20 protein-coding genes are annotated in these 21908 nt (G+C 41.3%); 5 read left to right on the forward strand and 15 right to left on the reverse strand.

The window, feature by feature from the left end; translation table 11 throughout:
• Position 1: 1 nt before the first annotated feature.
• Together ACP8HI_RS13330 and acsA are read right to left on the reverse strand one after the other, a co-directional pair.
• A complete protein-coding gene (locus ACP8HI_RS13330; RefSeq protein ID WP_438351533.1) occupies positions 2 to 1600 on the reverse strand; it encodes a response regulator in 1599 nt (532 codons plus the stop codon).
• A gap of 192 nt (positions 1601 to 1792) precedes the next feature.
• The gene (gene acsA / locus ACP8HI_RS13335) at positions 1793 to 3517 is read right to left on the reverse strand and encodes an acetate--CoA ligase (protein ID WP_438351534.1); all 1725 of its coding nucleotides are present in this window, start codon (positions 3515 to 3517) and stop codon (positions 1793 to 1795) included.
• A 242-nt stretch (positions 3518 to 3759) separates the two neighbouring features.
• Here acsA and ACP8HI_RS13340 point away from each other — a divergent pair, with 242 nt between their 5' ends.
• Positions 3760 to 4392 (forward strand): GNAT family N-acetyltransferase, encoded by a 633-nt coding sequence (locus ACP8HI_RS13340; protein WP_438351535.1) that lies wholly within the window; start codon positions 3760 to 3762, stop codon positions 4390 to 4392.
• A 21-nt stretch (positions 4393 to 4413) separates the two neighbouring features.
• On the opposite strand, the gene ACP8HI_RS13345 is transcribed toward ACP8HI_RS13340, so the two are convergent.
• The 3 genes from ACP8HI_RS13345 to ACP8HI_RS13355 all read right to left on the reverse strand — a co-directional run bounded on the left by ACP8HI_RS13345 (position 4414) and on the right by ACP8HI_RS13355 (position 7065).
• Positions 4414 to 5112 (reverse strand): 5'-methylthioadenosine/adenosylhomocysteine nucleosidase, encoded by a 699-nt coding sequence (locus ACP8HI_RS13345; protein WP_438351818.1) that lies wholly within the window; start codon positions 5110 to 5112, stop codon positions 4414 to 4416.
• Between the two features lie 264 nt (positions 5113 to 5376).
• Positions 5377 to 6390 carry a catabolite control protein A gene (gene ccpA, locus ACP8HI_RS13350; RefSeq protein ID WP_438351819.1) on the reverse strand — a complete coding sequence of 338 codons (1014 nt, stop codon included), beginning with the start codon at positions 6388 to 6390 and terminating at the stop codon, positions 5377 to 5379.
• Positions 6391 to 6603: 213 nt separating this feature from the next.
• A complete protein-coding gene (locus ACP8HI_RS13355; protein WP_438351536.1) occupies positions 6604 to 7065 on the reverse strand; it encodes a hypothetical protein in 462 nt (153 codons plus the stop codon).
• 231 nt (positions 7066 to 7296) lie between these two features.
• On the opposite strand from ACP8HI_RS13355, the gene ACP8HI_RS13360 reads away from it, so the two are divergent.
• Positions 7297 to 7821 carry a type 1 glutamine amidotransferase domain-containing protein gene (locus ACP8HI_RS13360; RefSeq protein ID WP_438351537.1) on the forward strand — a complete coding sequence of 175 codons (525 nt, stop codon included), beginning with the start codon at positions 7297 to 7299 and terminating at the stop codon, positions 7819 to 7821.
• A 77-nt stretch (positions 7822 to 7898) separates the two neighbouring features.
• Here the strand turns inward: ACP8HI_RS13360 and ptsP are convergent, their stop codons facing one another.
• The 5 genes from ptsP to ACP8HI_RS13385 all read right to left on the reverse strand — a co-directional run bounded on the left by ptsP (position 7899) and on the right by ACP8HI_RS13385 (position 14009).
• Complete coding sequence (gene ptsP, locus ACP8HI_RS13365) at positions 7899 to 9647, reverse strand: phosphoenolpyruvate--protein phosphotransferase (RefSeq protein ID WP_438351538.1); 1749 nt, start codon at positions 9645 to 9647, stop codon at positions 7899 to 7901.
• Complete coding sequence (locus ACP8HI_RS13370) at positions 9644 to 11530, reverse strand: glucose PTS transporter subunit IIA (RefSeq protein WP_438351539.1); 1887 nt, start codon at positions 11528 to 11530, stop codon at positions 9644 to 9646. The genes ptsP and ACP8HI_RS13370 overlap by 4 nt, the downstream gene beginning before the upstream one ends.
• Before the next feature lie 138 nt (positions 11531 to 11668).
• Positions 11669 to 12103, reverse strand: a complete 435-nt coding sequence (locus ACP8HI_RS13375) for a CoA-binding protein (protein WP_438351820.1) — start codon at positions 12101 to 12103, stop codon at positions 11669 to 11671.
• 44 nt (positions 12104 to 12147) lie between these two features.
• Positions 12148 to 13440 (reverse strand): 3-phosphoshikimate 1-carboxyvinyltransferase, encoded by a 1293-nt coding sequence (gene aroA / locus ACP8HI_RS13380; protein WP_438351821.1) that lies wholly within the window; start codon positions 13438 to 13440, stop codon positions 12148 to 12150.
• A 56-nt stretch (positions 13441 to 13496) separates the two neighbouring features.
• Positions 13497 to 14009 (reverse strand): shikimate kinase, encoded by a 513-nt coding sequence (locus ACP8HI_RS13385; protein WP_438351540.1) that lies wholly within the window; start codon positions 14007 to 14009, stop codon positions 13497 to 13499.
• 187 nt (positions 14010 to 14196) lie between these two features.
• On the opposite strand from ACP8HI_RS13385, the gene ACP8HI_RS13390 reads away from it, so the two are divergent.
• Positions 14197 to 14514, forward strand: a complete 318-nt coding sequence (locus ACP8HI_RS13390; protein ID WP_438351541.1) for a hypothetical protein — start codon at positions 14197 to 14199, stop codon at positions 14512 to 14514.
• Here ACP8HI_RS13390 and gndA read toward each other — a convergent pair.
• Entirely contained in the window at positions 14495 to 15907 is a 1413-nt protein-coding gene (gene gndA, locus ACP8HI_RS13395) for an NADP-dependent phosphogluconate dehydrogenase (RefSeq protein ID WP_438351542.1), read from the reverse strand. The two genes, ACP8HI_RS13390 and gndA, sit on opposite strands and share 20 nt — an antisense overlap.
• Before the next feature lie 172 nt (positions 15908 to 16079).
• Positions 16080 to 16676 (reverse strand): hypothetical protein, encoded by a 597-nt coding sequence (locus ACP8HI_RS13400; RefSeq protein ID WP_438351543.1) that lies wholly within the window; start codon positions 16674 to 16676, stop codon positions 16080 to 16082.
• A gap of 229 nt (positions 16677 to 16905) precedes the next feature.
• Between ACP8HI_RS13400 and ACP8HI_RS13405 the strand changes: the two genes are divergently transcribed.
• On the forward strand, positions 16906 to 17529 hold the full coding sequence (locus ACP8HI_RS13405) for a YktB family protein (protein WP_438351544.1): 624 nt from the start codon (positions 16906 to 16908) through the stop codon (positions 17527 to 17529).
• Positions 17530 to 17562: 33 nt separating this feature from the next.
• Here ACP8HI_RS13405 and ACP8HI_RS13410 read toward each other — a convergent pair whose 3' ends face one another.
• Positions 17563 to 18867: an MFS transporter gene (locus tag ACP8HI_RS13410; RefSeq protein WP_438351545.1), complete on the reverse strand. Its 1305-nt coding sequence runs from the start codon at positions 18865 to 18867 to the stop codon at positions 17563 to 17565.
• A gap of 129 nt (positions 18868 to 18996) precedes the next feature.
• Here ACP8HI_RS13410 and ACP8HI_RS13415 point away from each other — a divergent pair, with 129 nt between their 5' ends.
• Positions 18997 to 20472 (forward strand): aminotransferase class I/II-fold pyridoxal phosphate-dependent enzyme, encoded by a 1476-nt coding sequence (locus ACP8HI_RS13415; RefSeq protein ID WP_438351546.1) that lies wholly within the window; start codon positions 18997 to 18999, stop codon positions 20470 to 20472.
• 77 nt (positions 20473 to 20549) lie between these two features.
• On the opposite strand, the gene ACP8HI_RS13420 is transcribed toward ACP8HI_RS13415, so the two are convergent.
• Positions 20550 to 20855 carry a DUF1292 domain-containing protein gene (locus tag ACP8HI_RS13420; RefSeq protein WP_438351547.1) on the reverse strand — a complete coding sequence of 102 codons (306 nt, stop codon included), beginning with the start codon at positions 20853 to 20855 and terminating at the stop codon, positions 20550 to 20552.
• Positions 20856 to 20955: 100 nt separating this feature from the next.
• Positions 20956 to 21510 carry a copper amine oxidase gene (locus ACP8HI_RS13425; protein ID WP_438351548.1) on the reverse strand — a complete coding sequence of 185 codons (555 nt, stop codon included), beginning with the start codon at positions 21508 to 21510 and terminating at the stop codon, positions 20956 to 20958.
• Positions 21511 to 21908 lie beyond the last annotated feature (398 nt).

The following is a 21908-nucleotide window of genomic DNA, read 5'->3' on the forward strand; positions in this document are numbered from 1 at the left end:
TTTATTGTTTTCTGGCAGACTGTTTATATTCCTGTGGTAACTTTCCATATTTCTTCTTGAACATATCGCTGAAATGCCGCGCATTATTGTATCCAACGCGTTCCGCAATCTCATATACCATTAGATCGTTTTGTTGAAGTAGCTGAAGTGCATGTTTCATTCGCACCTCTGTGACGTAATGCTTGAAATTCTGGCCTGTATGTTTCTTAAAAAAACTACTGAAATAATATGAATTCATAAATACAAGTGCAGCCATAGACTCCAATGTAATGTTGCTCGCGTAGTTCTCTTCAATGTACTTCTTGACCTGTGATAGCTGTGCTACTTCTTTATTGCCCATACGGCTAGCTAACTGCTGGTACATTCTGTCCACGATCTTCTCAAACTCTTCTCCAACCTTATCGAACGTTGCATAATCGATCAAGCTTTCAAGAATAGAATAGAGCTCCTGATTAGACTCATTCACCTTTATTCCGAAATCAAGCAACTCCTGCTCAAGCATCATAATGGTATTGCATACACTGGATACAGCTAAGTTTTTACTACTACCTGCGAACATCCTGATGCTTTGTAGAATCTGCTGTATCATTACAGATACCCGACCTTCATTCTGAGAAGTGAGTGTTACGACTAGTTCTGCCTGAAGCTCAGCTAGCGTTGATAACTGTGCTTCCCCTTCATCCCTGAAAGTCTCATGTGTAATGACGCGATTCACACCAATAAAGTATTTTCTCCCGAGCGCTTTAACAGCTTCTCTGTATGACTTGTCTGCAGAGGAAATATCATCCACTGCACTTCCGATCCCGATGGACACATTCAATTTTAGGTAGCTATTGATTTTGGAATGAAGATCTTCCGCAAGCTTGGCAGACTCACTAAGGCAATCATGTTGTAGCAGGATACCGAAGCGCTCACCTTTTCGAAATACAAATCCACTGCGAATATCATCCATTGTTTCCTTAATGATATTATGAAGTGCGAATTCAACGAGCTTACGCTCACGTTCTTCCCACCGAAGTGAGAGTTCAGTATCCTCATCTATCTCCAACATGCAAATACTTACATAAGAACTAACTACGAGAACGCCCATATTCGTCAGTACAACTGCCGTTCCCTTATCGCCATCAGTCAAGCGATCTAACAGTTCTTCAATGGTTACTATACGATCCTTTTTCTCGTAAAGTTCTAGCATCTCTTTGTTTCGTTCACCTTCGGATTCCTGTCGTATTTGAGATACTGCCCTACTGAGTACCTGCTCCAGTTGGCTTTTAATGACTGGCTTAACCACGTAGTCAAGCGCTCCGTACTGTAGTGCTTGCTTGGCGTAAGAGAATTCCTGATACGCACTAATAAATATAACTTTGATCGGAAGCTTAGATTGATGTATATCACGAATAATATCAATCCCGCTACAGCCTGGCATGCTAATATCACTAATAACAAGATCAGGCTGACATTCAGCGATCAGTTGTTTCAACTCATTACCATCATTGGCTTCGCCTACAATCATCAAGCCAAGCTCCTCCCAAGAAAGAAGCTTCTTTAGTCCGCGTAAGATGACCGGCTCATCATCGGCCAGCAATACCCGAATCATTCTCATGGTGCGATTCCTCCTTGATTCGATAACGTAGGAAAGTTATTTTATACAGTTTACCACAAAGTTAAAATTTTTCAGGATAAATATAAGCTTTTTTTAGATATCATGTACACTATCATAAAAAAGAGATTATCCCAATAGCCATAAAGATGACTTTGGGATAATCTCTAATTTTTCCTTCATTATATATGATAACTAATCCTCAATCGTAGAAAGATCTCCAGTCGGAAGTTGAAGCTCCCATGCTTTCAGCACACGACGCATGATTTTACCAGAGCGTGTCTTAGGCAACTTCTCTTTAAACTCTATTTCCCTAGGTGCTGCGTGGGCAGATAGCCCTTCTTTAACGAATCGATAAATTTCTTCTTTCAACTCAGGAGTTTCAACATATCCTTCCCGAAGTGAAATGAATGCTTTAATGATCTCTCCTCGGATCGCATCTGGCTTCCCAATAACTCCTGCTTCTAGTACAGCAGGATGCTCCAACAATTTACTTTCTACTTCAAAGGGTCCAATACGTTCTCCTGACGAATTAATGACATCATCAATTCTACCTTGGAACCAGAAATATCCCTCATCATCCATATAAGCAGAATCACCTGAAATATACCATCCAGGCACATGGAAATATTCTTCGTATTTCGTTGGATTATTCCATATCGTGCTCATCATCGCTGGCCATGGTGCCTTAATAGCTAGATTCCCCATAGTGTATGGTGGCACTGTATTACCCTGGTCATCTTTAATGGTAGCTTCAATTCCAGGTAGAGGGCGACCCATAGATCCCGGCTTAATTGCCATTCCTGGATAATTACAAATCATCTGTCCTCCCGTTTCCGTCATCCACCAGGTATCATGAATGCGTTGCCCGTACGTTTTATATCCCCAGCGAACTACTTCAGGGTTCAGTGGTTCCCCAACCGAAAGGACATGCCGTAAACTACTGAGTTCATAATTCGATATAATGTCTTCTCCTGCGCCCATAAGCATCCGGAAAGCGGTTGGCGCACTGTACCAGACCGTTACTTTATATTTATCTATCGTAGCGTACCAATCCTGCGGACTGAATCTTCCACCGCGAACAACACTTGTAACTCCAGACAGCCATGGAGCAAAAATACCATATGCCGTACCCGTTACCCAACCAGGATCAGCCGTACACCAATAAATATCATCCTCACGTAAATCAAGTACAACTTGTGCTGAATAATAATGTTGGATCATAGCATTCTGAACATGATATACGCCCTTCGGTTTTCCAGTAGATCCTGAAGTATAATGCATAATGAGTCCATCTTCGCGGTTCAGCCACTGTAGCTCTAGCTCCATAGATGCTGAGCTCATCTCTTCTTTATAACTAATCACAGAATCATCTTGATCCGCAACCTCATCAACAATAATAACATGTTGTAATTCAGGAAGTTCCGCCCTTGATACTCTTCCCAAAAGTCCAGAAGTCGTTATCAAAGCCACCGCTCCACTATCTTCAAGTCTTTCTTTAATCGCGGTCTCCATAAATGCCTCAAATAGAGGACCCACCACAGCACCGATCTTAATTATGCCAAGCAAACAAATATATAATTCCGGACTACGGGGCATAAATATGAAGACTCGGTCCCCTTTTCCAACTCCATACTTTCGAAGGACATTCCCGAATTGATTCGATTGATCGCTTAATTGTTTATAAGTATATGATTCTTCTCGATGTGAGTCACTATACAAGAGTGCGACTTTATCGCCACGCCCTTCACTTACATGTCGATCGATAGCTTCATAGGCCATATTACATTTCCCTGTTTCATACCACGTGAAGTGACGTTCAATTTCTTCCCAATTAAAATCGTTCCGAGCTTGCTCATAATCACCCATATTTGACACTGGGTTCACACTTGGTAGTATTTCATTATGTTTGATTTCCATTCGATTTAAGCCCTCCATTCAATTAAATCCACACTTGAAGATAACGCTTACAACAATCGTCATTTATCGCAGTCCAGATATCTTAATCAAGAACTATATGGCATAATATAAATAGCACTATGTATCCCAATCACAAATAACCTGTGACTAACTTGTGTCAGAAAGATTATAGCATACGTCACTGAACTCTGCCATTTATTTTCATCCTGTGTCTGTATATTATAATGAAGGAAGGTGCAAGCATGGATCATTACAAACGCTATCAAAGCCATTTCTTGTCTCACTCTGATATTCCTCTCGTTATCGAGGGTCCTGTATCAGGTGAATACGTTAAGCAATTAACTCTTCATCCTGATCTTGATGCCTTTCGTCAGCCTAAGGAACAGCACCAGGCCCTAATTGAAATTGCTGATCTGCCAGAGGGGCGTATCATCATTACCCGCGATGGGCTTACTATTGTTGGATATGTTACTTTCCATTTCCCCGATGAGCAAGAACGTTGGTCTCAACAACACATGATAGATCTAATCGAGCTTGGCGCTATTGAAGTAGCCGATGACTACCGTTCATTAGGACTTGGCAAAAAGATGATTGAGATTGCCTTTGAGGAAGATCAAATGGAGCGGTATATTGTATTCACAACAGAATACTATTGGCATTGGGACTTAAAGGGAAGTGGTCTAGATGTGTGGGGCTATCGAAAAATGATGGAGAAACTAATGAAAGTCGTTCATATGGAGTGGTATGCAACAGATGATCCCGAGATATGTTCTCATCCTGCCAATTGCCTTATGGTACGCATGGGGAAGGATGTCCCTCTCTCTTCAAAGGAACAATTCGATCGCATCCGATTTCAATCACGTTTTATGTATTAATGATAAAAGGACTGATCCTAATCATAATCGAAAAAGCATTTGCTCTATAATAGCGTGAGAACGTTGCGAAGATGCAATTGTAAAATCAGCGTAATTCACATGCGCCGATCCATCCGCTTTATCCGACATTGAGCGTATAATGACAAATGCTACATTATTCATGTAGCATACTTGAGCTACTGCAGCACCTTCCATCTCAACACACGCCCCATCCATTTCATTACGTAGCCATGCAACTGTATTGCGATTTGCTATAAATTGGTCTCCAGATAATACTTTACCCAACATGTATTTCCCAACAGATATTTCGTGACAAGCCTGTTCAGCTAGAGCTATTAATTGTGCATCCGCGGAAAATGTAGATATTTCCTGATAAGGAATGACACCTCTTTTAAATCCAAGTGCAGTTACATCCATATCATGCTGAATACATTCTGTGGAGATTACGATATCCCCAATATTTAAATCAGGATGAATCGCTCCAGCAACACCGGTAAACAATACTTTGGATGCTCCGAACTGATCAATTAATATCTGTGTAGTTACAGCCGCATTCACCTTACCTACGCCAGACTTACATACAACGACAGGCTTCCCATGAAGGATCCCTTTAACAAAGCGAACTCCAGCTTTGGTTATTTCTTTACTCTGTTCCATTCCTGCTAATAATAACTTGATCTCTTCATCCATAGCTCCGATCAGCCCAATAGTTGATTCTATTCCCACAAGCCCCATATTGCACACCTCATTAACTAGTTTTTATGGTCTTAGTCTCATCAAGCAGAAACGGCAATACCGTCCTTTTTCAAGGACGGTATCCGTCTCTGCCGAAATATAAGTAATAGAGTATCAAGAAACAATTTCATAATCGCCGATTTAGCTGCATCGGCGATTATGAAATTGTTTCAAGTGAAACTTATACTTTCTTATATTTGAAAAAAGCTCCTTAACGGAGCTTTCAATAAAACCATTATTCACAATGTATTAATCTTCTTTCACAGCTCTAACAGAAAGGCGAAGAATGGTCTCATGCGGTAAAATAACCCGCGGATTCTCGACGTTCTCTTTCTTCATATATTTCGTTAAGAGTCGCATAGCTACTGCTCCCAAATCATACATCGGTTGGGCTACTGTTGTGAGTAATGGCCGAACCATAGATGCCATACGAATATTGTCCACACTAATAATGGAGATATCATCCGGCACTCTAAGCCCTGCATCCTGAATACTATGAATCGCACCTATCGCCATTTCATCTGTTGCAGAGAAGATAGCCGTCGGTTTTTTTCTCAGATCAAGGAAATATTTCATTGCCTCTACTCCGGATTCATAGCGATAATTACCAATACGAACCCAGTCTTCCCGATATTCAATTCCTGCCGCTTCCAATGCTTTCTTATATCCTTGGAAACGTGAATAACCATTTGCTGGATCTTGAAGTGTACCGCTGATCATAGCAATCTCACGATGCCCATGCCGAATCAGCGTATTCACTGCATCGAAAGCAGCAGCTTCATGGTCGATGTCAACCGATGGATAATTGTTGTTCACATCACTAGTTGCACAGAGCACAACCGGAACTGAAGAAGTCTGGAATGCTTGAATGTGTTCTTCTGTTACAGTTCCGCCCATGAACAACAATCCATCCACTTGTTTCTCAAGTAATGTATTAATAACTCGAATTTCCTTTTCTTTCTTCTTGTCAGCGTTACATAGAATAATATTGTAATGGTACATGTTTGCAATATCCTCTATGCCCCGAGCAATTTCAGCGAATATTGAATTAGAAATGTCAGGAATTACAACACCAACCGTTGTAGTCTTCTTACTAGCCAGACCTCTCGCAACAGCATTGGGACGATATCCTAAGAGCTCAATTGCCTCATATACTTTCTTACGGGTCTGTGGCTTGACGTTGGGATTGTTATTCACAACCCTAGATACCGTAGCCATAGATACGCCAGCCTCACGCGCAACATCATAAATGGTTACTGTCAAATTCTTTCTCTCCATTACAAATAAATTTTCATTCGATCAACCCAATAAGCTTAATATTACGACAAATTCCTACTTTACGCAATGTTAACGCTTCATAACCTATTGTAAATTCTGAATTATATATAACAATACGAGATGTAAACTTCTCTAGATATAAATACTCATTAATATCGTAACAAAAAATGACGGAAAAAGCCAATAAACTACACAGAACTACCCTTTTTCGTGAGAATAGTGATTCTCTCGGTCCAATTCTGCTAATAGGTTTGAAAGCTGTCGTAATCTTTGTCTAATATGATCAACCCAAATCATGTCCTCTACTCCTTTAGCATACCCAAATAGATCAAGTAATAGATTGATCCGTTCATTTATTGCCTCTCTTACTGCAAGTTCGAGTTCCTCACAAGAATCGCTCTCTTCTTGTAAAAACACTTCGTAGATAACCTGTGATGACTCGTTAATTTTCGTGAAGGAGATCCGTTTCTTGCGCGGTGAGGTCTCAATATTCTTCAGATAATCCGTCAATATGGGCTTTACTGATCCCAATAGACGATACGTCGAACATGCTTCACAAGCTCTCATAGGTACATGTAGGATTTGTATTTCTCCTGCGACTTGAATGGTACGCAGCTCTAGTCGCATCAATTGACCACACTTACATTGTATCTTCACCATTAACACCTCATCGTAACAATATATATTTAGACATACGTAAATAAATAGAATGATTTTAACCCTATTCGACTTTGTTTGGAGTAAATCCTTCTCATTTATGGGTTTATTTTAAATTACCTCTAACTCTGTATAATGGATTTCTAAATTGTGACTAAAGACAATCCTTTTGTTAGAATGAAATAGTACGCGTTCAAAGATATACGTCCAAATCAGAATAGGAGCGATACAACAATGAGACTTTCCGGCAAAAAGGTAATAGCGCTTGTGAGCGAAGACTTTGAAGATTTAGAGTTATGGTATCCGATCTACCGATTACGCGAGGAGGGAGCTGAGGTTCACCTTGTAGGAGAAGAAAAAGGAATAACATACATCGGTAAATATGGCGTTCCAGCAAAAAGTGATTACTCCTTTGAAGAAGTAAATAGTCAAGATTATGATGGTATTCTTGTACCAGGAGGATGGGCTCCTGATAAACTCCGTCGTTATAGTAAAGTAATAGAGCTTATTCGTGACATGAACAACGATCGCAAACCCATTGGACAGATCTGCCATGCAGGCTGGGTGCTCGTGTCCGCGCGCATTCTGAATGGCGTTACTGTAACTTCAACTCCAGGAATACGAGACGATATGGAGAATGCAGGTGCCATTTGGAAAGATGAAGCTGTTGTCGTGGATGGACACATTATTTCTGCTCGTAGACCTCCCGATCTTCCACCGTACGGTAAAGCCTTTTGTGACGCTTTAGCAGACAAATAACCGAACTAAAAACACCCGCTTCCTTCAATCCCAATGGGACAAAAAGAAAGCGGGTGTTTTTAATTTATATGAAGTCACTAATCTACAGCAATAGAGATACTACTTCTGTGAGCATCATGATAATCATTCAACAATTTTTCGATTTCTGTACTCGTACGTAGCTGAAGACATTCTCTTGCTACTTCCTTATCTTCTTCAGCAGATGTATTCAGAAGACGATGCTTGATCCTAAGTAATGATTCTGGAGACATGCTAAGTTCATGCACCCCTAATTCTATCCACAAAGGAATAGAACGCTCGTCCCCTGCCATTTCACCACAGACACTAACTGGGATACCTGCATTTCTTGCCGCTTCAACGGTCGATCGAAGCATGCGAAGTATAGCTGGATGATACGGATGGTACATATGAGCGATCTGCTCATTCATTCGGTCAACAGCAAGTACATATTGTACAAGATCATTCGTACCAATACTAAAGAAGTCACTTTCTTCGGCCAGTAAGTCAGCAATCGCAACCGCTGCTGGCACTTCAATCATAATCCCAACTTGAATATCATGATTGTAGGAGATTCCTCGTTCGTCTAATTCTTTCATCGCTTCACGGAGAATTTCATTAGCTTGTCTCACTTCTTCTACCGAAGAAATCATAGGATACATAATCTTCACTTTTCCGTAATGACTAGATCGTAATATCGCTCTTAGTTGGGTTTTGAACAACTCCTTCCGGTCTAGACTAATCCGAATAGCTCGGTATCCGAGGTATGGATTATCCTCTTCCGGAAGAGGGAAGTAATCCAAATGCTTGTCCCCTCCAATATCCAATGTACGTATAACAACGGATCCATTGCCCATGGATTCTGCTACATGACGATATACCTCAAATTGCTCATTCTCACTTGGAAATGTATCTCGATTCATATATATGAATTCTGTTCGAAAAAGCCCTACCCCCACTGCACCATATTTCAGTGCAGTGTCCATTTCTTTGACAGAACTAATATTGGAAGATAGATTCAGCTGAACACCATCTTTAGTCACCGCTTCTACAGATGCCAAGAGTTCAAGCTGCTCCTTCTTCTTCTTTTGCTTCACTCGTCGGCTTGAATAATGGATGATCGTTGATTCATTCGGATCTATGAAAACATGACCTTCGTCTCCATCTATTATCATCATATCCCCAGTCTGAATTGGCGTCTTTAAACTATTCTCCAATCCAGATACAAACGGAATCCCCAAAGCCCGCGACATAATAACAGAGTGAGATGTCTTCCCGCCAACTAAGGTAGCTATCCCTAACACATGAGAAGGATTTAGATGCACTAGCTGGGACGGAGATAGTTCCTTAGCAACCAGAATATAAGGTTGGGTATCTTCAGGAAGTGTTATCTCCGGTGCCCCAAGTAGATGCTTTAACAATCGATTCCCAACATCCTTAATGTCCAAAGCCCGTTCTTTCATATATTCATCATCCAGCAGATCGAACATCGTTACGAAATGGTCAATAGCCTCTTTCACAGCAACTTCAGCCGCTTTGTATTGGCGTTCAATGATCCCTTGGATTTCATTCATAAAGATTGGATCCTCTAGTATCGCAAGATGAGCATCGAAAATATTGGACTCCTCTTCACCTACCACCTCTTTGAATTCATCTCTGATGATCTCAATTTCACTTCTTGAGGTGCGAATCCCTTCGTACAATCGTTCGAATTCCTTTGCCAAATCAATGGTATCCATTCTGGATTCAGGTAGATCCCACTCCCAACTAGGAAGAACAAAAGCTTTACCAATAGCGACTCCAGAAGCCGCTCCAATACCTTGTATCATGACTCAAACCCTCCAACATTCCTGTCGTATAACACAACAGACATCACAGATGCCTGCCCTTTTTTTACGGCTTTGAAAGGAGCAAAGCTCCATGACTTAACTCGTTCAGGATTGGTAATCACCATCGGAGTCGCCAATGATTTGGCATGCTTACGGATATACGCCAAATCAAACTTAATGAGTAACTGACCCGGAACAACAGAATCCCCTTCTTTGACGACAGCTTCAAAGTGTCCACCTTTGAGCTGGGATGTATCTATCCCTATATGAAGAAGTACCTCAAGACCTTCTGGTGTCGAAATTCCAATCGCGTGCATCGTAGGATACAGATGAATGATCGTTCCATAGACTGGGGAAACCAATTCATCTCGCTCGGGCATAAATGCCACGCCATCCCCGACCAACTTAGTAGCAAATATATGATCCGGCACATCCTCAATCGGCAACATACGTCCCTGAACCGGAGCACTAAATAGTACTTGAGGCAAATCTCTCTGCATCAACTTATTAACTTCCTCACGAATCAATTCTGAATACGTGCCAAAGACAACCTGGACATTGCCACCGCCTAGCTTGATCAATCCTGCAGAACCAAGTAACTTAAGGGCATTACCATCAATTAGCCTGTCATTCTTAACGGTAAGTCGCAGGCGGGTAATACAAGATTCTACCTGTACAATGTTCTCCTTACCTCCGAGGGCTTCCAGTATGAGCGGAGCTTGGTAGGGGATATTCCCTGCCCAATCTTCTAGTGTCGATCCCTCTTCACGTCCTGGTGTTGGGATTTGAAATCTATGAATTGCCCATCGGAACAGCACGTAATAGATGACCCCATACACTATTCCAATAGGAATGATCATCCAGGCATTCTGTGATAAATGAAGATTGAGTACGTAATCAATAGCCCCAGCAGAATATGAAAATCCATGATGAATTCCTAAGGCATATGTAATCCACATCGCGATTCCGGACAATACAACATGAATAATATACATATAAGGAGCCACAAATAAGAAGGCAAACTCAATCTGTTCAGACACCCCTGTGAAGAAACAGACCAATGCGGCTGTTAGAAATATCTTCTTAATCTTGGGTTTAAGGTCCTCACGTGCTTCATGAATAATTGCCAGAGCAATACCCGGCAGAGCAAACATCATGATTGGAAATAATCCCGCCATGAACGTTCCAGCCGTGGGATCACCTGCGAAATAACGTGGTAAATCACCTTGCACGATATTTCCTTGCGGCGTGGTATAGTTTCCAATCTGGAACCAGAACACATTGTTTAGTAGGTGATGCAGACCAAAGGCAGTAAGAATGCGATATAGCATCCCATATATGAAGAGCCCAAACCCACCTAAATGTGTAACCATGAGAGTCAGTTCGTCCAGACCTCGCTGTAAAAGTGGTGCTATTCCAACCATAAACCACGAGAATATAGCTGAGAACAACCCCATACTCAGAAACACAAATCGTGTTCCACCAAAGAACTGTAAAATTTCTGGAAGCTTCATAAGTTTAAATCGATTGTATAGTACGCCTGCGATCATACCGAAGATAATTCCGATTAAAATAGTTGGCTGTATCTTTCCATCGCCCATATGTCTTGTAATCTGGTCGTAAATAAACATGCCAGATAACGCAGCAAGCCCCGCTGGCCCTCCTTGGTTAGCAAGCCCCAACGCTACTCCTACCGCAAATAAATAAGGCAAGAAGAAGAATATCCCTTGGCCTGCCCATGTACTAACTTCAGCTATGGCTGGAAGTCCCCACGCTGCCCAAGGTAAACTACCTACGCTTAACAGAATAGCCGCAGCAGGCAACACCATTGTAGGGAGCATGACCGCTCTTCCGAGCTGTTGTAAAGATCCCAACCAATTCAAGGTGACACTCCCCCTTCTCCACACGATCAACAACGAATGAAGCTTCATTCATTGTTGATCCTATGTACATTAAATGGTACGCCCTGACAGACATTTTGTCAAAAACAAAAAAAAGACCCAAAAGGGTCTTCTTTATTCCTATTCGGAATCCTTAACTAGCAAATTAGCATCCTCAACTTTGATACATCGATCCATAATAACAGTTAACCCACGCTCTTTAGCAATCTCCGCAGCTTCATCGCTAACAATTCCCTGTTGTAGCCACAATACATTGGCCCCAATAGCTACAGCTTCACGTGCTACCTCTGCACAGTACTCAGCACGACGAAATACATTCACAATATCTATCGGTTCGGGAATATCTTGAAGCGATGCATAACATGTTTCACCTAAAATCTCTGTCCCACTAGCAGTAGGATTAACAGGAATAATACGATAGCCCCTCTTTTGCATAGCATAGGCAACCATATAGGAAGTGCGGTCACTCTTATCAGATAGACCCACTACGGCAATATTACCAGCTTGCTTCAAAATATCCTTAATTTCTTCGCGCGTTGGATTACTGAAAGACATCATGGCACCCCATTTCCTAAAGTATAGGATTGATTATATAAATATTATTGAACCCATTCCACTTGTGCACCAAGTGCTTGTAAATGGTCGAAATACTGCGGATAAGACTTAGCAACATGATGAGCATCTTTAATTCGGATCGGTTGCACAGATCTCAATCCAAGTATACTCAAGGCCATAATCACACGATGATCGTAGTGTGCATTAATCTCCACACCACCTTCAACGCCTTCCGGGCGTCCATGGACAATGATCTCTGACTGTCTCTCTTCTACATTCGCACCTGCTTTACGAAGTTCTGTCAAATAGTCTGTGATTCGATCACACTCTTTATACCTTAAATTCTCTATATTATAGAATCGCGATGTCCCCTCAGCAAATACGGCAGCTGCAACCATAGCAAGCACAGCATCCGTAGCTGCATCACCATCAAATTCTATCGCCTTCAATCTACCATTCCCCTTAACGTGGACAATATCATTCTCATGTGTAAGAGGGACCTCCATCATCTTCAATACGTCGACAATAGCACGTTCACCCTGCTTACTTGAGACAGACAATCGTTCTACAATGACATCAGACTGCGTAACAGCAGCTGCGGCCAGTATGGCTGCTGAACCCGGATAATCACCTTGTACTTTGTACTCCTTCGCCTGGTAGTTTTGTCTACCTGGCACTTGAAAAACCATATAATCCTCACGCGCATGAATAACGATTCCAGCCTGTTCAAGAACTTCAAGTGTCTGACCCACTACAACCTTCGATTTCAAATCTCCTAGAACTTCAATCTCACTATCCTGATCTAGCAATGGTGTCAGAAATAGAAGAGCGCTCAAATATTGTGAACTTACCTCGCCAGACACCTTGATTTTACCGCCCTGGGGCTTGCCCCCACGAATGGTTATTGGTAATCTACCGTCATTATGATCAACCTCGACGCCCAATTGGCCTAGTGCTTCGATCAGATCATCATGAGGTCTTTTCCCCAAAGAATCTGGATATGTATTCACAAACGTAACTTCTGGGCATAACGCAGCAATTCCCATCAAGAATCGCAAAACAGCGCCAGCATTGCCGACATTCAATTCTTTAACATCCTTTGGATGCTTACCGAAGCCAGTAATAACAGCCTTCTCATCATCTTCAATCAGCGTTGCCCCAAGATCCTGAATACAGCGTCTCATAGCATCGCTATCTTCACTGTGTGCTGGGAAATAAATAGTGCTCGTACCTTCTGCTAATGCAGCGACAAGCAAATAACGCGTTGTATAGTTTTTGGAAGACAAAGCCCCAATATTCCCTCTTAATTGAGGTGTAGGATTAACAATAATATCCATCATCAATAACTCCTTTGTAGTTATATAGTCAAGGTTACCTCCTACCGCAAACACTCTTAAACGCGGTAATTCGCTAAAATCATTGAACCCACTTGCTCCGCCGAAAATAAAGATGTATTCACTGTGTAATCAGCAAATAGGTATGCATTCTTACGTTCTTCAAGAATACTGCGTATTCTCTCTTCTGTATTTCCCGCTAGCAATGGTCTCAGCCCATCCCCTTGAACACGTGAAGCGATATCATCCGCTTCAGCAGTCAAAGCAACAACCCAACCACCATGGCTCATTAAATCACAATTCTCTTGATTTAACACAGCTCCACCGCCTGTAGCGATAACCTGCTTCGTAGATGTAAGAACCTTCTGTAATATCCCTGTCTCAGCCTGACGGAAATAAGCTTCTCCCTGATTGGTGAATATCGATGCAATGCTACATCCCTCCTGGACCTCCAGCGCAGCATCCAAATCAACCAAATTATATTCAAGATGTTGTGCGAGCCATTTACCTACAGTAGATTTGCCCGTACCCATCATTCCTATCAGAATAATATTATGTTGTGATTGACTCAAACTCTCACCCCTTTATTCAACCCCATATCTAGGTCTTAAAGAAATCATACTAACTCGTTGTTTCATATCATACCACAGCCCTAAAAGTTTCGACAATCATACTACCCAAGGAAGATTCTATTTCTACTAGAGTTACATATACTAGAGTGAGCTGTAAATAGACTGCTTTAAAAGGAGCGTTGAATTCATGCACCATTCTGAGAGTCATTCAATCCCTAACTTAAGACGCCTTGAAGAAATCTGTGATGTCCGCCATATGTTATGTCGCGATGATATGATGTGGGTTCTTCATTATGTTCAACAAAAAGTGGCTCAAGGTGATCCAGCACTGCTGGAACTCCCTAAGCCACGTTTACTTCGTAATTTCCAATACTTCGGAGAGGTCAGCATACTACTTCTTAAGCGACCTGGCACAAGTTATCTTGAACAAGATAATATTCGTTCCTGCCTTATGGAAGCCATGCATGGACTGATTCCCGTAAACCCTATTCTGTCATCCAGTTAAAATGGAAGCTACCTTCTTTGTCCACACGGTTGAACGTGTGAGCGCCGAAGTAATCACGTTGCGCCTGAAGTAGATTCGCCGGCAATCTCTCTGTGCGATAGCTGTCGTAGTATGCAAGTGCACTTGCGAATCCAGGTACTGGAATTCCTTGTGTAACTGCAGCAGAAATCGTTTGACGCCAAGCTCCTTGATAATTCTCCAAAATATCTTTAAAGAATGGATCAAGCAACAAATTCTTCAAGTCTGCATTGTTCTCGTATGCATCCGTAATGTTTTGTAAGAATCGGGAACGAATGATACAGCCTCCGCGCCAAATTTTTGCAAGTTCACCATATTTCAAGTTCCACTCATACTCATCAGAAGCAGCGCGTAGTTGCGCGAAACCTTGAGCATAAGATACGATTTTACTCGTAAACAAAGCCTTACGAACATTTTCGATGAACTCAGCTTTATCCCCTTGGAAAGGTTCAGTTGTAGGTCCGTTCAGAATTTTGCTAGCTTCTACACGTTCTTCTTTCATTGCAGACAAGAAGCGTGAGAATACCGATTCAGTAATCATTGACAAAGGTACGCCAAGATCAAGGGAGCTTTGGCTTGTCCACTTACCAGTACCTTTTTGTCCAGCAGAGTCAAGGATAACATCAACCATTGGCTTACCAGTCTCGGAATCATACTTCGAGAAAATATCGGCAGTAATTTCGATCAAATAACTGTCCAGTTCCCCTTTATTCCATTCTGTGAAAATTTCATGTAATTCCTTAGCGTCAAGATGTAAAACATCCTTCAAGAGCTGGTAAGCTTCACAAATGAGTTGCATATCACCATACTCGATACCGTTATGCACCATTTTGACATAGTGTCCCGCACCATCAGGTCCAATATATGTACTGCAGGCCTCACCATCTATTTTAGCTGAAATAGCTGTTAAGATTGGCTCAACTAATTGATACGCACTCTCTTGACCACCAGGCATGATAGAAGGACCTTTTAATGCTCCTTCTTCTCCACCGGAGACACCAGCTCCGATGAAACGGAAGCCTTTACCTTCGAGTTCTTTACTGCGGCGTACTGTATCAGGGAAGTAAGCATTACCCCCATCGATGATGATGTCGCCTTGATCTAGAAATGGCAGCAACTGCTCAATCGTTGCGTCAGTGGCTTTACCTGCTTGTACCATAATAAGAATTTTGCGTGGTACTTCAAGCGACTCCACGAATTCTTCAACGGAAAAAGAACCGCTCAAATTTTTACCTACAGCTTCTTTCAGAAGGTCATGCGTTTTTTCAGGAGAGCGATTGTATACAGAGACTGAAAAACCTCTACTCTCAATGTTAAGAGCTAAATTCTTACCCATTACAGCAAGTCCAATGACCCCTATTTCTTGTTTTGCCATTTGGTTTCTCATCCTTTGCTCTAGTTATTATAAAACATTAATACTCAATCTATATATTAGCGTTTTTACGCCAAAAAGTGAACCCCTACTGCTAATTCCTAACACAGAAAACACCTCAAAGGTTCGAGGTGTGTTTCCTAAATGACTCTTTTATTGTAGACGAAAAACTTGTTTACCATTCAAGAGTCGACAATTCCCGACATAATTCTCGAAGTCGCTCTTTGCAAAGTTCCATCTTCACCGTATCACTTTCCTTCATGGCTTCATACAATTTCTCCAATTCTTCATCCACTTCAATACGTCGTAATTGTAAACGTAGATCTCCTTCTAATGAAAAATACATATCGTTCATCTCTCGTTCACTAAAGTAGGTTCCCTTCTGGTACAGTACCCGCTGTTCATAACCGGATATTTCCACCAAACGGATCACTTCCCCGAACAATATATTTTCAATAAGAATCTGTCTGTCCTTAAATCGCTTTACAACCGCGTGACCTCTTGAGTCTCCAATCAATTTCTCCATCCAATCGGAAAGTTTAGCATCACGAATAATATAATCTCCTACCATTTTATAACCGCTCCGTGTTTTCAAAAACCGAAGTTTAACTAATTTCCGTCCCGTTCTAACTGAAATAATAAATAGTGTCTCATTCTCACTCCAATAAAGGGAATAGCCCTCTTGAATCAAATCTTTGATCAAATCTTGAATATGTCGCCGATTGAATCGGAGCTCCAGATTACAGTACTCAACTTCACAGCTTTTGTTCACGGCACTCCCTCCTAAATTGGCAATTACACAACAGGATCATCTCCATGCTATATTTTATACTTTATCTTATGTAATGGTAACTTGGTTTATTGACTATTTTTACCCTTAATAAATCATCATTAAACATTTCCCTGTAAATAAGAGCGATCCATCCACCTTGATCCTCCATTTAAAAGGTGTGTTATACTATTCTGATACCAATTCAAACAAGCATACAGGAGGCATTACCATGTCGTTCACAGGATTTACGAAGCAGGATTTCGACGTCTTTCACGTTCCAGGGCTACAACAACGTATGGAAGCACTCATTGCAAATATTCGTCCAAAATTAGATTTACTCGGAACAGAAATAGCCCCATTCCTATCTGCACTCTGTGGAGAAGAGATCTATCCACATGTAGCCAAGCACGCACGCCGTAAGGTCAATCCACCAAAGGATACTTGGGTCGCATGGGGAACTAGTAAACGGGGATATAAGGCATTACCTCATTTTCAAGTAGGTATGTTCGAATCCCATCTCTTTATTATCTTTGCCGTGATCTATGAGAGCCCTAATAAATTGCAGTTTGCCAAGAAGCTTCAAGCGCAAACCACGATCATTAATAAGCTAGTCCCGCAACAATTCTATTGGTCCATGGATCATATGGATCCTAGTGGAACACTTCATTCAGATGTAAAAAGTGCTGATCTGAAAGCTATGGCTCACAAATTATCTACCGTAAAGAAAGCTGAAATCATGTGCGGATTGCGCATTGATAATGATGATCCCATTCTTCAGAACGGCGAGGAACTTCTAGCCCTTATTCATACTACATTTGAACAACTACTACCGCTGTACAAAATGTCTTTTTAGAGGGTCTTCACAACTCGCTCTTTTAAGAAATAACTATCCTCTCACCGTTGTTCCTGTCCGCGGTTTACGCGTTAACAATAAATGGACAACAAACAAGGTAGCCATCACTAGGCTGCTTGCTATAAACGGGGCTTCGTGCCCCATAACATCCCATATCCTACCCGATACCAGTGGACCTACCACCATACCAGATCCTTGCAGTGTCAGGAAAAACCCCCAAATCGCTCCGCGTTCCCCCTTAGGTACTAAATGAGATACATAGGTATTCCATCCGGGCAAAATAAATGCATAACTCACCCCAATTAGCGCTACCATTATGAACACAAGCAATACAGATTGTACCATTGAGAATAAAAAGATGGATATCGCCGCAAGAAGAAATCCACCATGTAAAAATGGAGCCGTTCCGAAACGGTCAATTAATTTGCCACAAGGAATCAATGCAATTACCGTTATCCCTCCTCCAGCAATTAACAGCAGACTATACATATTCGGTGAGTACCCCAGTTCACTTTGTACATACAAGGTTATAACAGGCGTTAATATCCCAATAACAAATGACTGTAGGAACAATGCAGGATAGACAAGCCAGCTTACTTTTAGCGAATGTTTCACTTCATACATTGTCTTCTTAACACTGGTGATCAATTGTTTAACCTTAGAGGTCATTAGTATGATTACATTCTTATGTATGACCTCATCTAGCACCCTGCGTGGCTGTACACTCTTAACTTTACCCGGGAGAAGCAATGCAACTAGCACAAGCACGATACCACAGCCAATAAGTACTAAAAAAGAAGTGTGATAATTTGAGTTTGTCCGTTGCATTAGAAAATTCATCACAATGGGACCCGCACCTATTCCCAATAATGAAGCCGTTTCTAGCGCCCCGATCGCAGTACCATTACTATTATTGGGACCCGATATTTCCGTAGCACCTGTCATTGCACAAGGCCATAGTGGAGATGTGCCGATCCCTAGAATTAAACATGCAATAGCGATCCATACTGGGGCAGAAGTGAAGGCGATGATCACCACCGCAACAACGGTCATCAATAGTGCTCCTGACATCGTCTTACGATAGCCCAAGCGTTCTGCTAACCAACCAAAAGGACTTCTAAAGAGATTATCACCAACGTATTGCAATGAGAACGCTACTCCCACACTCCAAGCCGTTAATCCTAAAGAGTTCTTCATATATATGGGCAGAAGCGTCACCAGTAGGGATCCCTTTAGAAACTCGACTAGAAATATAATGATCATAAGCTCCACGAAAAAAGGGGACCTCAATTGATTATTTGCAACACTCTTTGAAACTGGCGTAGTAAATTCAGTCATCGTAACTCCCTTCACCCTAAATAATATCTTCTCTACGTACTTCTACTCCATTGAACAAAAGCTTGCATTCCCCCCCCGATTTGTTATACTCATCCTTGTATTTTATTTACGAAAGGGTGTGAAATTTCCATGGACCACAGCAAAACGCCGCTTTTTACAGCATTGAAAAACCATGCTGCTAGCAACCCCGTACAATTTCATATACCTGGACACAAAAAGGGTCGAGGATCAGATGAAGAATTCCGACAATTCATTGGGGATAACGCCCTTTCCATAGACTTAATCAATATTGCTCCGCTAGATGATCTACATCAGCCTACTGGTGTTATTGATGAAGCACAAGCGTTGGCAGCCGATGCCTTTGGAGCTGATTATACCTATTTTAGTGTTCAAGGTACAAGTGGTGCTATTATGACAATGATTCTATCCACCTGTTCGCCTGGTGATAAGATTATTATCCCCAGAAACATTCATAAATCAATCATGTCAGCCATTGTTTTTTCCGGAGCTAAACCGGTATTCGTCTCCCCTGCTCGAGATGAGAATTTAGGGATTGACCATGGAATTACAACAACTTCTGTTAAAAGAGCCCTTGATCGGCATCCTGATGCAAAAGCGGTCTTAGTTATCAATCCAACCTATTTCGGATTATGTGCCGACTTAAAGGAGATTGTTGAACTGGCTCACAGTCGCAATGTTCCTGTTTTAGTCGATGAAGCTCACGGTGTATTGATCCATTTCCATGAAGATCTTCCTACATCAGCTATGGAAGCCGGGGCCGATATGTCTGCCACTAGTGTTCATAAACTAGGTGGTTCTATGACTCAGAGCTCCGTTCTAAATTTGAATGTGAAGAACGGTTTAATAAATCCACAGCGTGCGCAGACCATATTTAGTATGTTGACAACAACTTCAACATCTTATGTTCTGCTATCTTCGCTAGATACATCCAGACGTAATCTAGCTCTCAATGGACATGCCATAGCACAGAAAGCTATTGAACTTGCACAATATGCACGAAGCGAGATCAACATGATCGATGGTCTATATTGCTTCGGCAAAGAGATTCTTGGTGGCGAAGCTACGCATGATCTCGATCCTACCAAACTAACAATTCATGTACGTCATCTTGGAATTACCGGATATGAAACAGAAAATTGGCTGCGCGAGCATTATAATCTTGAGGTTGAATTAAGTGATATGTATAATATTCTTTGTCTCGTTACACCAGGGGATAAGGAAGATACCATTGAGATTCTCCTATCTGCTTTGCGTGAGCTATCTGACACCTATTATGTGGAGAATCAAGCATATGAGCTGGTCATCAAAATCCCAGAAATCCCGCTACTCTCCATCAATCCGAGAGAAGCCTTCTATGGAGATACTGAGGTTATTCCATTTAAAGAGTCTGCTGACCGAATTATTGCCGAATTTATATATGTCTACCCACCGGGAATCCCCATTCTACTTCCAGGTGAAGTCATTTCTCAGGATAATATCGATTATATTATAGATCATATCGAAGTAGGCTTGCCTGTTAAAGGACCGGAAGACCGCTATATTCACAATATTAAGGTTATCGTTGAGACCGACGCCATTTTCTAAATTCTAAAGATAAGAACACAAAAAAAGCTCTGTACCTAGTTGGTACGGAGCTTCTTCATATAAGGACAGATTGTAATCTATTCTTGCTGTGCAACAAGCACATTATAAACTTCTTCTACAGCCTTCCATTCTTCTTCATCCTCGATGTTATAAAGAACCATTTCCTCGTTCTCTTCTTCCATGCGCAGGATAATACCATCTGCTTCAGGATTCTCACGTTCGAGTAACAGAGCATAAACTTTCTCACCAACGTCGAAAGTCTCTACAAGAACCATCTCCACGTCTACACCATTCTCATCCGTCAACGTAAGGACCAACTCATCCTCATCATGCTCGTGATCATGATTGCAATTTTCGTCATGTTCATGTTTTTGATCGCTCATTTTAACACCTCACTTCAAGTTTGAATTTTTATACTTTGGTATCGTACCATGGAAGGCATTTCAGGTCAATTTCACCTGTCACATATCGCAAGTTTAACGATCAATTTAAGGCTGTAATGACTTTTTGTGAAACCAATTCATATTCTGAGTTTTTAGAGTATTTAATATAGAATCCGATAGTGTACTTACCTGCACTTTTGAAATCATATGTAAAATCATCTGTTCGAAACCAGAAGTTATCCTTCTGATCACTATTTAGATCCTGCGATTGAATATCCTTAGTGTTACCAGAGGGGTCCGTTATTGCCAACTTCACTGATGCGATGTTTTCAGTTAAATTATCTACTTGACTGAATACGTTAAATTTCAGTTTACCTTTATTTACGTTGCCGAATACCGTATCTCCTTTAAATAGAAAGATATGCACATTAGGCTTAATCACTTTAAGTTGATTATTATTAAGGTTCCAACTCACATGGCCGTCAAACGCCCGTATAGGTACGTACGTACGTCCCTCTAAGATAAGACCACCATCTTGAACTTCCTGCCCATTCACCCAAAAACGAACCTTCTCGTTGACTGGATCAGCGAACATCAAAGAGCCCCCCATGAGGGACATGACAATTGTACTGACTATTATTTTTTTCCATCTCATAATAAAACGCCCCCTCCAACCTATTCCATTCGTGATGCTATACATATATACACTAAACTAATCTGCAAGTTGCGGTCAAAGAGATCCTTCCACTAAATAAAACCTACAGAAGTGGTTTCTGCAGGTTATGCTTATTATTAATATCCATTTACTGCGAGTTCAAAAAGGGTAGACTTTTTGAACTTCCTTATTTACTCCATTTGGTTAATATACATGGAATACCGTTTCCTAATGCGCCAGGGATCCTCATTCTTTCTCTATATCGTATTCCATCCGAACAAGGTGTCTTACAAACTTCACATACTTGAGATGTAACAAGTTTCATTTCCTTTACTACCTTTTCGCCTTTAGGTTGAACTGGTTTCTTGCTTTTAGATTTAACCATCATCACACCCCAT

It is taken from the genome of Paenibacillus sp. FA6, assembly GCF_051550225.1.
GTDB lineage: Bacteria > Bacillota > Bacilli > Paenibacillales > Paenibacillaceae > Paenibacillus_AQ.